The 13,834-nt window shown below is 39.5% G+C and carries 13 protein-coding genes and 1 riboswitch; of the genes, 1 reads left to right on the top strand and 12 read right to left on the bottom strand.

Annotation, left to right across the window (positions count from 1 at the left end; genetic code table 11):
* Positions 1-11: 11 nt before the first annotated feature.
* The 7 genes from ptsG to IEV52_RS06425 all read right to left on the bottom strand — a co-directional run bounded on the left by ptsG (position 12) and on the right by IEV52_RS06425 (position 7,416).
* Entirely contained in the window at positions 12-2,084 is a 2,073-nt protein-coding gene (gene ptsG, locus IEV52_RS06455; RefSeq protein WP_188401660.1) for a glucose-specific PTS transporter subunit IIBC, read from the bottom strand.
* A 213-nt stretch (positions 2,085-2,297) separates the two neighbouring features.
* Positions 2,298-3,143: a glucose PTS transporter transcription antiterminator GlcT gene (gene glcT / locus IEV52_RS06450; RefSeq protein ID WP_188401659.1), complete on the bottom strand. Its 846-nt coding sequence runs from the start codon at positions 3,141-3,143 to the stop codon at positions 2,298-2,300.
* Between the two features lie 137 nt (positions 3,144-3,280).
* A complete protein-coding gene (locus tag IEV52_RS06445) occupies positions 3,281-3,505 on the bottom strand; it encodes a helix-turn-helix domain-containing protein (protein ID WP_066243534.1) in 225 nt (74 codons plus the stop codon).
* 156 nt (positions 3,506-3,661) lie between these two features.
* Positions 3,662-4,129, bottom strand: a complete 468-nt coding sequence (locus tag IEV52_RS06440) for an acyl-CoA thioesterase (RefSeq protein ID WP_188401658.1) — start codon at positions 4,127-4,129, stop codon at positions 3,662-3,664.
* A 144-nt stretch (positions 4,130-4,273) separates the two neighbouring features.
* On the bottom strand, positions 4,274-5,029 hold the full coding sequence (sdhB, locus tag IEV52_RS06435) for a succinate dehydrogenase iron-sulfur subunit (RefSeq protein ID WP_188401657.1): 756 nt from the start codon (positions 5,027-5,029) through the stop codon (positions 4,274-4,276).
* Positions 5,030-5,031: 2 nt separating this feature from the next.
* Positions 5,032-6,792: a succinate dehydrogenase flavoprotein subunit gene (sdhA, locus tag IEV52_RS06430; protein ID WP_188401656.1), complete on the bottom strand. Its 1,761-nt coding sequence runs from the start codon at positions 6,790-6,792 to the stop codon at positions 5,032-5,034.
* 15 nt (positions 6,793-6,807) lie between these two features.
* Positions 6,808-7,416 (bottom strand): succinate dehydrogenase cytochrome b558 subunit, encoded by a 609-nt coding sequence (locus IEV52_RS06425; protein WP_188401655.1) that lies wholly within the window; start codon positions 7,414-7,416, stop codon positions 6,808-6,810.
* 303 nt (positions 7,417-7,719) lie between these two features.
* Here IEV52_RS06425 and IEV52_RS06420 point away from each other — a divergent pair, with 303 nt between their 5' ends.
* The gene (locus IEV52_RS06420) at positions 7,720-8,166 is read left to right on the top strand and encodes a YslB family protein (protein WP_188401654.1); all 447 of its coding nucleotides are present in this window, start codon (positions 7,720-7,722) and stop codon (positions 8,164-8,166) included.
* A 36-nt stretch (positions 8,167-8,202) separates the two neighbouring features.
* Here the strand turns inward: IEV52_RS06420 and IEV52_RS06415 are convergent, their stop codons facing one another.
* The 5 genes from IEV52_RS06415 to IEV52_RS06395 form a co-directional block, all read right to left on the bottom strand.
* Entirely contained in the window at positions 8,203-9,441 is a 1,239-nt protein-coding gene (locus tag IEV52_RS06415) for an aspartate kinase (protein ID WP_188401653.1), read from the bottom strand.
* Positions 9,442-9,559: 118 nt separating this feature from the next.
* A riboswitch (Lysine riboswitch) is annotated at positions 9,560-9,748 on the bottom strand.
* A gap of 65 nt (positions 9,749-9,813) precedes the next feature.
* Positions 9,814-11,565, bottom strand: a complete 1,752-nt coding sequence (uvrC, locus tag IEV52_RS06410) for an excinuclease ABC subunit UvrC (protein WP_188402274.1) — start codon at positions 11,563-11,565, stop codon at positions 9,814-9,816.
* Positions 11,566-11,775: 210 nt separating this feature from the next.
* Positions 11,776-12,087 (bottom strand): thioredoxin, encoded by a 312-nt coding sequence (gene trxA / locus IEV52_RS06405; RefSeq protein WP_066396676.1) that lies wholly within the window; start codon positions 12,085-12,087, stop codon positions 11,776-11,778.
* 114 nt (positions 12,088-12,201) lie between these two features.
* Complete coding sequence (locus tag IEV52_RS06400; RefSeq protein WP_188401652.1) at positions 12,202-12,795, bottom strand: histidine phosphatase family protein; 594 nt, start codon at positions 12,793-12,795, stop codon at positions 12,202-12,204.
* A 64-nt stretch (positions 12,796-12,859) separates the two neighbouring features.
* Positions 12,860-13,831 carry an electron transfer flavoprotein subunit alpha/FixB family protein gene (locus IEV52_RS06395; RefSeq protein ID WP_188401651.1) on the bottom strand — a complete coding sequence of 324 codons (972 nt, stop codon included), beginning with the start codon at positions 13,829-13,831 and terminating at the stop codon, positions 12,860-12,862.
* Positions 13,832-13,834 lie beyond the last annotated feature (3 nt).

Raw genomic sequence — 13,834 nt, 5'->3', positions numbered from 1 at the left:
TAATTACCCCTTTATTTTTTAAATGTAATAATATTTTCTTCTTCTATATCGACCGTTCCTGTTTTTTCAACAAAAACAGTTTCACCCGATAAATTTGTAAATACGATCGGCGTGATGATGGATGGAGCGTTTTCCTTAACAAAGTTCAAATCCACCTTTAAAAGCTTTTGGCCAACCGTCACTCTGTCTCCTTCAGAAATAAAGCTTTCAAAACCTTCACCTTTTAATTTTACCGTGTCGATACCAAAGTGGATTAAGATCTCTTTACCGCCATCCGACTCAATACCAATCGCGTGTTTTGTAGGGAAGATATTGATAATCTTACCATTAACAGGTGATACAACCAAGCCTTCTGCTGGTTCGATCGCAAATCCGTCTCCCATCATTTTTCCTGAGAATACTTGGTCAGGAACCTCTGTTATCGGAAGTATTTTCCCTTTAATCGGTGAAACGAAACGGTCGTCTGTAGAAATTGAAGATGTCGGATTAACATCATTCTTCTCTTGTGTATCAGCAATGTTGCCTTGCTCAGGAAGCTTCTCACTGTTTTTTGGCTTAGCTGAAGTCTTTCCATTCATAATATCTTGAATTTCACTCTTAATCGTATCAGAGCGAGTTCCGAAGATCGCTTGGATGTTGTTACCCATTTCAAGAACTCCAGAAGCACCAAGTTTCTTTAAGCGGTTCTTATCCACTTCTTTCGGGTCATGCACAGATACACGAAGGCGTGTAATACATGCATCAAGGTTTGAAATATTAGATTCACCGCCAAGACCTTCTAAAATATTCGCAGCTAATGAATCTTTATTGGACGGTCCAACGTTTGTTTCTACTTCATCGTCAACGATTTCTCTTCCTGGAGTTTTTAAGTTCCATTTACGAATAGCAAAACGGAAACCAAAGTAGTAGATAACCGCAAATACTAGACCTACCGGAATAACCAGCCACCAGTCGGTACGGTTAGGAAGAACTCCGAATAGAAGATAGTCAATTACACCGCCAGAGAATGTCATCCCTATTTTAACATTTAACAAATGCATAACCATAAAGGAAAGTCCTGCAAAGATAGCATGGATACCAAAAAGAACTGGAGCAACGAATAGGAACGTGAACTCAAGAGGTTCTGTGATCCCTGTTAAGAATGAAGTTAATGCTGCAGAACCCATGATTCCTGCTACAACTTTTTTGTGTTCCGGACGAGCTTCGTGATACATAGCAAGCGCCGCTGCCGGAAGCCCAAACATCATGAATGGGAATTTACCAGTCATGAAAGTTCCAGCTGTTAATTCAACATTATCTTTTAATTGAGCAAAGAAGATTGCCTGGTCACCACGAACAAGTCCTTCAGCAGCTGACTTATATGAACCGAACTCGAACCAGAATGGTGAATAAAAAATATGATGCAGTCCGAACGGGATTAATGATCTTTCAATAACCCCAAAAATAAACGCTGCAACAGTCAGGTTTGAATTGATCATACTTTCAGAGAAAGTGTTCAGACCCTGCTGTACAGGTGGCCAGATGAACGTCATCACGATACCAAGTGCTAATGCAGATACAGCAGTAATGATTGGAACGAAACGCTTTCCTGCAAAGAATCCTAAGTATTGAGGAAGTTCAATATTGTAAAAACGTTTATACAGATAAGAAGCTAAGATACCTACGATGATACCTCCAAACACACCTGTTTGAAGCGTCGGGATACCTAGTACATTCGCAAAAGAAGGATCTTTACCGATCATATCCGGTGTAACACCTTCAATTACACTCATTGTTACATTCATAATTAAGTATCCGATGATGGCAGCAAGTCCCGCTACCCCTTCACCGCCAGCAAGACCAACGGCAACACCCACTGCAAATAGCAAGGACAGATTCGCGAAGACGATATCTCCGGATTTTTCCATTACATCTGCAACAAGCTGAAACCATGAAGCATCTAGTGCTGGTATTACTTTGATTAACGCTGGGTTTTTAAACGCATTACCAAAGGCAAGCAATAAACCAGCTGCTGGCAGGATCGCTACCGGAAGCATTAGTGCTTTACCTACGCGTTGTAGAACACCAAAAAGTTTTTTCCACATAGGAAGTCCTCCTTTTCATATGATAACCCTTCCATTTACTTCCGCATAAAACAAAAAAAAGACATAAACAAGAAACATGAGCAAAATGACCTAATCAGATTTAATATATCCTAATTAAGCATCTGCTACACTTTGTTTCTTACTTATGCCTGATCGAATCAGTAACACGTAAAAACGATTTATTATATATTTATTTACTTATTACATTTTGTTTTAATTGTCGTATCGCGAAAGCCTTTGCAAATGCATAGTTAAATATACTGCTTCTGCATGTGGCACGGGCTTATTTAAGGCATTTTGCATAACCTTAATCAACTTCCACGCCAAATTGTAGCATATCGGATATTCTTCTTTCAACACTTTTGCTAGCTTTTCTTGTTCTTCCATTATATCTCCCATTGAAATGCGTTCGATCGCATGTCGTAAATGACGGACAAGACGAAGATAATTAATACTTTTTGTATCGATTTTCAGATCGAGTGCATGCTGAACCATCTGCATGAGTGTGTTAATGAGCTGAGAGTGCTTTTTTATAGCCGTCACACTTTTATTGGTAATAGCACTGTGAATGTGAAGAGCGACGAATCCGATTTCACCTTCTGGTAAATGTATACGGAGTGACTTGTTAATCACTTCAATAACCTCTTCAGCTACTGTATACTCTTTCGGATAAAGAGTCTGCGTTTCAGTTAGGAAAGGATTCTTTATGTCTAGCCCTTGCTCTAATCGTTTTATAGCAAACGTGATATGGTCTGTTAAGGCGACATGGATGTGTTCATTCAAATCATTATCAAAACGGGTTCTGATATGAACAATGACGTCATTAATAACTTCGACTACTTTTTCATCTATATGAGTCAAGAGGGTTTTGTACTGTTCTTGTTCGTTTTCATCTTTTAATACGAACAGCTTGTCTACTTGTTCAGGAAGGATGTGCGCGCCTTGTTTTTTTCCAAAGCCGATTCCTTTACCGATTACGATTCTTTCCAGACTGGATGCATCCGTTACGATCACTACATTATTGTTGAGTACTTTCTTTACCTGCAGGCTTTTGTTCATGAATTTTCACCTTTTTCATTTAGGTCCATAAACCATAGACATCATAACTTTCATCATAGCTGAAAAAGTGCAGAAAAATCAATTACACTTTTTGCCTGCAAACTGAAAACGGCTTTCTCATGAAAGCCGCTCTCTGACTAAATCTCGAGTTCTCCAAGCCTCAATAACTCTACAACGGCTTGAGAGCGTCCTTTAACCCCAAGCTTTTGCATGGTATTCGAAATATGGTTTCGAACTGTTTTCTCGCTGATAAATAATTGTTCCGCAATTTCTTTTGTGGTTTTGTCTTGGACTAATAGTTCGAAAACTTCTCTCTCTCTTTTTGTAAGTAGAGGCTTCGGTCGGTAGTGTTTATCTTTCAATGAATTCACCCCTCCTTGCTAGGGTTTAGGAACCGCCAACGAATATTGGAAGTATTTAGTCAACATATAGTATGTAAAAGGATAGATGTAAGTGACTTGGTTCAAATAAAAAGTATCTATAATATTACAGTTTAACCATAAAAAAAAGCCCATTTTTTACACACGGGCTTTTTGAGAAAACTGATTTAATTGTTTTCTTAGTTCATCGTTCCACTTAGATGGACGGCCGCTCTGTCTGGAGATCTGAACAATCGTTCCTCTCCCTGTAAAGACAGGCACTTGTTTTTCATTGATTCCTAAGTAGTGCAAGTCAATGGAGGATGAACCCACTTCATTGACTTTTACATATATCTTCAACTTTTCGTCATACAGAACCTGTGCTAGATAATCACATTGAAGGTCTGCTACTACTGGAATCTCCATTGAATTTGGTGAACCCCAATCTTTCATCAATTTTAGTTCTTTAAAAAGTGCGATCCGCGCTTCTTCCATATATGTAAAAATGTTCGTATTGTTCACATGTCCAAAACCGTCAATCTCACCGAAACGGACCTGCAGCTCATGAAAAAAAGTAAAATCCGCTCTCCATTCCTCCATGTTTATAATGTAATCTTGTCTAGCCATCTACTTTCCACCTTCTTATAAAAAAAGCTTCCCCCTTATGAGAGAAGCCCCTTTTTTGAGTTTAGTAATGTTAGGTCGTAATCGAGATAAATTTAGCTCATTCAAGTGAAACTATAAGATGATATGAGTCAAACTTTACAATTTTTAACGATCGCTGCCGAAGAAATTCTTAAATGCCTGGAACGATGTATCACGGTTAAGTGCCGCAATAGATGTTGTTAATGGAATCCCTTTAGGACAAGATTGGACACAGTTTTGGGAGTTTCCGCAAGATGCCAATCCTCCATCATCCATAATTGCATTCAAGCGTTCTTCTTTATTCATCTCACCTGTTGGATGCGCGTTAAACAACCGAACTTGGGATAATGGTGCAGGTCCGATAAAGTCTGACTTCGAGTTAACGTTCGGGCAAGCCTCTAAGCAAACACCGCAAGTCATACATTTCGAAAGTTCATATGCCCATTGACGTTTTGTTTCAGGCATACGAGGACCAGGTCCAAGATCGTATGTGCCATCGATTGGAATCCATGCTTTAACACGTTTAAGTGCATCGAACATTCTGCTTCTATCGATCGCCAAGTCACGAACAACCGGAAAAGTTTTCATTGGTTCAAGTCGGATCGGCTGTTCTAGCTGATCAACAAGAGCCGTACAAGATTGTCTAGGCTTTCCATTGATCACCATTGAACAAGCCCCACAAACTTCTTCTAAACATCCCATCTCCCATGTTACGGGAGTCGTAGCATCCCCTTTTGCGTTTACAGGGTTTCTACGAATTTCCATAAGAGCAGATATTACGTTCATATTTGGACGATGTGGAATCTCAAACTCTTCTAAATATGGGGCAGATTCTGGGTTATCCTGTCTTGAGATGACGAATTTCACCATTTTTGTGCTCATGTTTATACCCCTGCCTTCTTCTTAGAGTAGTCACGTTTACGTGGCTGTATAAGCGAAACGTCTACATCTTCATACTCAAATTCAGGTCCGTTTGTTGCAGCATTAAATTTCGCTTTAGTTGTTTTTAACCATTGTTCGTCATTACGTTCAGGGAAATCAGGTTTATAATGCGCTCCGCGGCTTTCGTCACGATTAAGTGCACCAAGAGTGATAACACGAGCAAGCTGAAGCATGTGCCATAGCTGACGAGTGAAAGAAGCTCCCTGATTGCTCCACTTGGACGTATCATTGATATTGATGTTCTTATAACGCTGCATCAATTCTTGAATCTTTTCATCCGTTTGTTTTAACTTGTCATTATATCGAACTACTGTTACGTTGTCCGTCATCCATTCTCCAAGTTCTTTATGGATCACATAAGCATTTTCAGTACCATCCATGGAAAGGATATTATTGTATACTTCTTGGTCTTTCTTCACCTGGTTATCAAACACGGAAGACGAAACATCCTCGACAGTTTTTTCCAAGCCTTTAATATATTTAACAGCAGATGGGCCTGCCACCATTCCACCAAAAATAGCAGATAATAATGAGTTTGCTCCTAATCTATTAGCACCGTGGTATTGATACTCACATTCACCAGCTGCAAAAAGACCAGGAATATTTGTCATTTGGTCGTAATCAACCCACATTCCACCCATTGAATAGTGAACAGCAGGGAAGATTTTCATAGGCACTTTACGTGGATCATCACCCATAAACTTCTCATAGATCTCGATGATTCCACCAAGTTTAATATCTAACTCTTTTGGATCTTTGTGAGAAAGATCCAGGTATACCATGTTCTCACCATTAATTCCTAGCTTTAAATCTACACAAACGTGGAAGATTTCACGTGTTGCGATGTCACGAGGAACTAGGTTACCGTATGCAGGATATTTTTCTTCAAGGAAATACCAAGGTTTCCCGTCTTTATATGTCCAAACTCGTCCACCTTCACCACGTGCTGACTCACTCATAAGACGAAGTTTGTCATCTCCTGGAATAGCCGTTGGGTGGATTTGGATAAATTCGCCATTGGCATAGTAAACCCCCTGCTGATAAAGAGAGGAAGCAGCACCACCCGTATTGATTACAGAGTTTGTAGACTTACCAAAGATGATTCCTGGTCCACCAGTTGCCATAATAACAGCATCAGCTGCAAAACTTACAATCTCCATCGTCTTTAAGTTTTGAGCAGTGATCCCGCGACATTGACCTTCGTCGTCGATAATAGCAGATAAAAACTCCCAGCCTTCATACTTTGTAACAAGTCCTGCTACTTCATGACGACGGACTTGCTCATCTAGAGCATATAATAGCTGCTGTCCTGTAGTAGCACCCGCAAACGCAGTACGGTGATGCTGAGTGCCCCCAAAACGACGGAAATCAAGCAAACCTTCAGGCGTTCTGTTAAACATAACACCCATACGATCCATTAAGTGGATGATTCCTGGTGCGGCATCACACATTGCTTTTACAGGGGGCTGATTTGCTAAAAAGTCCCCGCCATAAACCGAGTCATCAAAGTGCTCCCATGGTGAGTCACCTTCACCTTTTGTATTTACAGCACCGTTTATACCACCTTGAGCACAAACAGAATGGGAACGTTTAACTGGAACAACTGAAAAGAGGTCAACATTTACACCAGCCTCAGCTGCTTTAATTGTAGCCATTAAACCGGCGAGACCTCCGCCAACAACAATAATTTTTTGATTACTCAATTTGTCTCACCCCTTTTAAATGAATGCAAAGATAGTTCTTACGCTAACAATAGCGAGCGCTACAAATACACCCATTGTTACGTAAGTTGAAATTTTCTGTGAACGAGGCGAAACTGTAAGGCCCCAGCTGACAAAGAACGACCATAATCCGTTTGCAAAATGAAATACTGCTGATAATACACCTACAAGATAAAATGCAACCATGAATGGAGAACTTAAAATATCTTCCATCATTGAGAAGTTCACTTCATGTCCTAATGCAGCTTGAACACGAGTTTCCCAAACGTGCCAAGCGATAAAAATTAATGTGATCACACCTGTTACACGCTGAACGAGGAACATCGCATTCCGGAAGTAACCATATCGGCTTACATTATTTTTTGCTTGGAACGTAATATAAAGACCAAACACCGCATGAAATAAAAGTGGTAAATAAATTACAAACGTTTCTAGGAAAATACGAAACGGCAGACTTTCCATAAAATGTGCTGCGGCATTAAAATCATCAACACCTCTAGTTGCAAAATGGTTTACAACTAAATGCTGAACGAGAAAAACCCCGATAGGAATTACTCCTAATAATGAATGAATCCTTCTGTTAACAAAATCTTTACTGCCAGCCATTTTCTTGCCCCCTTCAATTTTAGCCTCTCTCTGGCTGCTAATTCTTTGTTCCTCTCCACATGTAAGCGTTTTAGGTTTCCTCTTTTAGAGGATGTGTGTTAAACAATTAGTTTAATTAACTAGCAACATGTTCATTTTACTCCCATCGTTTGACACCGTCAAGAAAACGCTAACAACTTAAATGGTAATTTTTATTGATAAATCAACGTTTTTTCACTCTAAGATTTTCGACAAATACCGATTGTTGCTATAGAGTTTGAACAGTATACCCGTTATAATAAAAGAAGAAAGAAGGGATGCAGAATGTTTAAACAAAAAACAAAGGATGATAACACCCCTGTAGAACAGCCTTCTGTTTCAGCTTTCGGGTATGAGATCCTTAGAAGCGATTTGTTGCCTGAACTTCTCGGTAAACAAGAAAGAAATATTCTATATTGGGCAGGAAGACATCTAGCTAGAAAGTATCCTTTACATACGATGGAAGAAGTACATGCTTTTTTTAATGAAGCAGGCTGGGGTAGCCTTGAAATGATCGAAGCTTCAAAATCAGAAATGGTGTTCTCTTTGCACTCTGTTCTTATTGATCAGCGCATCGAGAATTTTAGTCACCATACTTTCAGCTTAGAAGCAGGTTTCTTGGCCGAACAAATCCAACTGCAAAAAAAATGTACAACTGAAGCTTTGGAATTTATTAAACGCAACAAAGTTTCCATTACCGTACAATGGGATAAAAAGGATACGCTCGAATAATAAAAGCCGGCAGATGCCGGCTTTTCAATTACACCCTTACTTGTTCTCTACAGGAAGGCGGGCATCCAGTTCAAACACATCATGAAGAGTTTCAATCGATTTAATCATATCTTCTTGTTTAACAACTGTTGAAACTTTGATCTCAGATGTACTTACCATTTTTATCATAATATCTTGATCTGATAATGCTTTAAACATTTGTGCTGCAACACCAGGATTAGAGATCATTCCTGAACCAACAATAGATACCTTCGCAAGATTTCCTTCATAGCTGATGGATTCGAATCCTAATTGTTCTTGGTGAGCTGCAAGCACTTCCTGGGTTTCTGACAAACTGCTTGAATCGATGGAAAAGGAGATATTTGTTCTTTCTTCATTCAGTACGTTTTGAATAATAATGTCTACGTTAATTCCGTTAGATGCTAAAATCGTAAACAAATTCGCTAATGCATGAATTTCGTTAGGGATAGCTGAAACTGTTATTTTCGTAATATTCCCCTCAAATGCTAAGCCTCTTACCATTAAGTTTTGTTCCATTGATGCTTCCTCCTCTACTAACGTACCGCGTTCGTTACTCATACTTGATCTAACTTCTAATTTTATGGAATAATTCTTTGCAAATTCTACGGCTCTTGGATGCAACACTCCTGCTCCTAGATTCGCCATTTCAAGCATCTCATCATAAGAGATAGAAGGTATTTTTCTAGCCGATTTTACGACGCGAGGATCCGTCGTATACACACCTGTAACATCTGTATAGATGTCACACCGATCAGCTTTTAAAGCAGCAGCTAATGCAACAGCTGTTGTATCAGAACCACCCCTGCCAAGTGTTGCAATGTCTTTAGTATCTGGAATAAGCCCCTGAAAGCCTGCAACAACAACAATGTTCCCTTCTTTTAGCAGTTCATGAATTCTTTGTGAATCAATATCTAGAATTCTGGCATTCGAGAATGTATTCTCCGTTTGGATCCCAGCCTGCCATCCCGTTAAAGATTGAGCTTTGTATCCTTCCTGCTGTAAAGCCATCGTTAACAGTGCAATCGTTACCTGCTCACCAGTTGTAAGAAGCATATCCATTTCACGTTTGGAAGGATTTTGACTGATCTGTCCAGCCAGCCTCACGAGTTCATCTGTTGTTTTACCCATTGCAGATACAACAACAACCACTTCATTTCCGCTATCCACTTCACTTATGACCCGTTTTGCGACATTTTGAATCCGCTCAACAGAGCCAACGCTAGTCCCGCCAAATTTTTGTACGATTCTCCCCATGATTCTCCAATTCCCTTCCTGTTGAAATATTCTATCTCTTTTAAGAAAACAAAAAAGCAACAATAAGGAAAAAACCCTATTGTTGCTTATATCCGCAGCAAGCCAAGTTTGTTTCCCCTAGTGAGATAGTCCTCCACACAAATCCTGGGGGGACTTGTGTGACAGCTCTGTATTTATTCAATACAGGTCCAGCATAAAAGGTCAGAAGCCCTGTTACACTTCGGCAAGAATCCCCTTTTATCCATCATCATAAGAGCTTCTTCTCTTCAGATGGGCTACTATTGGTTCCTGCTCCTCTACCATCACTTCCTACGAAGCATGGCATTATTATAAAGTTGGATTCATTTTAACAAAGATATCTTTATCCTGCAACTACTCATTAGATAAAAAAGCTTTTGTGATAAGTTCTGCAACAGATTTAGGGACACCGGCAGCCTGTATATCTTCTATAGAAGCTTCCTTCAGCTTTTTTAACGAGCCAAAATGACGGAGCAGCATCTTCTTTCTCTTGTCTCCAATCCCAGCTATGCTATCTAAAGTAGACTCAAACATACTTTTAGAACGTACTTTACGATGGAACGAGATAGCAAATCGATGCACTTCATCCTGAATCCGTTGAAGCAAGTAAAATTCTTGGCTGTTTCTTGGCAGATGGATCATCTGAGGAGGGTCTCCAAGCCAAAGTTGTGAGGTTCTGTGCTTTTCATCCTTCGATAATCCCGCAACCGGTATAAATAAGCTCAGCTCATTCTCTAATACATCCTGAGCAGCTGAAATCTGCCCTTTCCCTCCATCAATCAGGATCAAACTCGGAAGTTCACCTTCTTCACGTAATACCCTGGTGTACCTTCTTCGGACGACCTCTTTCATGGATGCATAGTCATCTGGACCTTCTACCGACTTAATCTTATATTTCCGATAATCCTTTTTATACGGCTTACCATCTACAAAGACAACCATGGCAGAAACAGGGTCTGTTCCGTGAATATTAGAGTTATCAAACGCTTCGATCCGATATGGCGGAGCTATACCCATTCGTTCTCCGAGGTTTTCAACAGCTTTAATCGTTCTTGCTTCATCTTGTTCGATCAGTGCAAACTTTTCGTTAAGTGCGAGGGTCGCATTTTTAGTTGCTAATTCAACTAGTTCTTTTTTCTGCCCCTTTTTAGGCTTTAGCACCTTTAATTGAAGAAGCTCTGAAACGAGATCAGCATCTACTTCCTGAGGCAGGAGAATTTCTTTTGGCAGCAAGTGATTCTTTTGCAGATAAAACTGGCCGATAAATGTTAGAAGGTCTTCATGTGCTTCACCATAAAAAGGAAAAACAGAGATATCTCTGGCAATCACTTTTCCTTGACGGATAAAGAAAACTTGAACACACATCCAGCCTTTATCAAAGTGATATCCAAATACATCCCGGTCTACCAGATCTGCTGTCATCATCTTTTGCTTCTCCATGACAGCTTCAATGTGCTGAATTTGATCTCGCAGTTCTTTTGCGCGTTCAAAGTTCAAAGCTTCAGATGCCTCGATCATTTTTTCTGAAAGCTGGCTTTTAACTTCCTGATATCCGCCGTTAAGAAATTTAATTATACCTTCAACCATCTGTTTATTTTCTTCTTCGGTTATATCATACACACAAGGTCCTAGACATTGACCAATATGATAGTAAAGGCAAACTCTTTTAGGCATGGTATCGCATTTTCTGAGCGGGAATATGCGATCCAACAGCTTTTTTGTTTCTTGTGCTGCATATGCATTAACAAACGGACCGAAATATTTGCCGCCATCTTTTTTAATTTTCCTTGTATATAATAACCTTGGCTGTTTTTCAGAGGTTACCTTTAAGTATGGATAGCTTTTATCATCTTTGAGCATGACATTATAGCGGGGGTCATGCTTTTTTATAAGGTTCATCTCAAGAACCAAGGCTTCCATTTCAGTAGAAGTAACAATATATTCAAAGTCACTGATTTCACTGACAAGCCTTTGCGTCTTACCATCATGTGTTCCTGAAAAATAAGATCTGACTCGATTCTTTAATACCTTTGCTTTTCCAACATAGATTACTTTACCGAACTCATTTTTCATGAGATAGCATCCTGGCTGATCAGGAAGCAGCATTAATTTTTGTTTGATAGATATAGAGGTCAAGTTCACCCCCCCTAACTTGAAAGCATTCTTTTCTTATATCATATCATGCAAGCCATATTTTTTTATAGTATCCTGATTCTTTCGTTTATGTAAATGTTTTTCATTTCGACAAATATTTCCTTGAAAATAATAAAATATGTCTGAAAAAGAAAAAGCCCGGTTGCCCGGACTCTTTTCGACTTACTTATGTTTGTTTAAAAGTTCAACTAAAGCTTCTTTTGGTTGGAAACCTACAACTTGATCAACTACTTGACCATCTTTGAATACTAATAGCGTAGGGATGCTCATCACACCGTATTTACCAGCTGTTTCCTGATTCTCATCAACGTCAAGCTTAACCACTTTTACTTCTTCCATTTCTTGATCTACTTCTTCAAGTACTGGAGCGATCATTTTACAAGGTCCGCACCACGGTGCCCAGAAATCAGCAAGTACTAAACCTTCATTAGTCTCTGTATTAAATGTTTGATCTGATGCATTTACAATAGCCATTTATTTGGCCCTCCTTTTAAATAACAAAGTGTAAACAAAGTATATCCCACAAATTACACAGTTGCTAATAGTTTGCTCAACAATATGGTACCCAAGTTTTTAATTCGACAAACGTCAAATGGTTGCAGTCTCTTCTAGGTGCTTTTGACAGTTAAACAATTCGCATGTCCAATTATTCTCTGCTGTAAGTTGAAAGATAGAAAAAGAAGTATTGTTTAATCCGTACCATCGATCCGTCTTATCTTGAAGAAGCTCTTTATATATTCTAACAAGAAGCGCACCATGTGTGACAATCAACACTTTTTGGTCTTTATGATTTTGAACGATTTCTTGTAGTGCTGATTTCCAGCGAAGATCAGCTTCTTCATCCGTTTCCCTGCCCAATTCAAGATTCATCCATTCTTCTCCCCAACGCTCAATGCGTTCAGTTTCAGTTGTTCCTTCTGTTTCTCCAAACGAAATCTCCCGTAATCTTTCATCAGACGTTATGTGTAACCCTGTTACGCGAGAAATAGCTTTAGCTGTTTCAAAGGCTCGTGAAAGGGGACTGGCATAGATCACATCCCACTTTTGTCCGCGTAATCTTTCTGCTAATCGGTTAGCCTGCTTTATCCCATTTCCATTTAAAGGAATATCTTTGCATCCCTGGGCTCTTTTTTCTATATTCCAATCAGTTTCCCCATGACGTATGAATGCGATAGTCGTCATACAACCCCCACCTTTTTACGATTTAAAAAAACGTCCAGGAAACCAGACGTTTTTTTAGCTGCTATTATACTAACACTTTTTTAAACTCTTCTGTTAATAATGGAACTACTTCAAATAGGTCTCCTACGATTCCATAATCCGCAACGGAGAAGATGCTTGCCTCAGGATCTTTATTGATTGCAACGATTACTTTGGAGTTGGACATACCAGCAAGGTGCTGAATAGCTCCAGAGATTCCACAAGCAATATACAAGTCAGGAGTTACTACTTTACCAGTTTGGCCGATCTGAAGGGAATAATCACAATAATCAGCATCACATGCCCCACGAGATGCGCCGACTGCTGCTCCAAGAACATCAGCAAGCTCTTGAAGAGGCTTAAAGCCGTCTTCTGATTTAACACCGCGGCCGCCCGCAACGATAATTTTTGCTTCAGAAAGATCTACTCCTGTAGAAGCCTTTCGAACCACTTCTTTTACAATTGTTCTTAGATCTTTAATTTCTACTGAAACTGACTTAACATCACCAGTTCTAGACTCATCCTTTTCTAAAGGGGCGATGTTGTTTGGACGAATCGTAACAAATACGAGACCATCAGAGATCAATTTCTTCTCAAATGCTTTTCCTGAATAAACAGGGCGAGTAAACACTGTGTTTTCCCCTGCTTGCTCAAGACCTGTTACATCAGAAATCAATCCTGATTCCAAACGTGCTGCAAGTCTTGGTGAAAGATCCTTACCTAGTGAAGTATGGCCGAATACGATAGCTTCTGGACTTTCATCGTCAATAATCTTCTTTAGGGTTTGAAAGTAGCCATCTGTCGTATAGTTTGCTAGTTTTTCATCTTCAGCAACAAGAACACGGTCAGCTCCAAAATGAATTAATTCGGCTGCAAGTGATTGAACTGTATCACCACATAATACAGTGAACACTTCTCCGCCCCCAGAAATTTCTTTTGCTGCTGCAATAGCCTCAAATGAAACATTACGTAATGCACCGTCACGAGTTTCTGCAAGTACTAAAACTTTCTTTGCCATGAT

The sequence above is a fragment of the Fictibacillus barbaricus genome, assembly GCF_014635025.1.
GTDB classification, from domain to species: domain Bacteria; phylum Bacillota; class Bacilli; order Bacillales; family Fictibacillaceae; genus Fictibacillus; species Fictibacillus barbaricus.
This window is presented reverse-complemented; position numbering and strand designations above follow the sequence as displayed.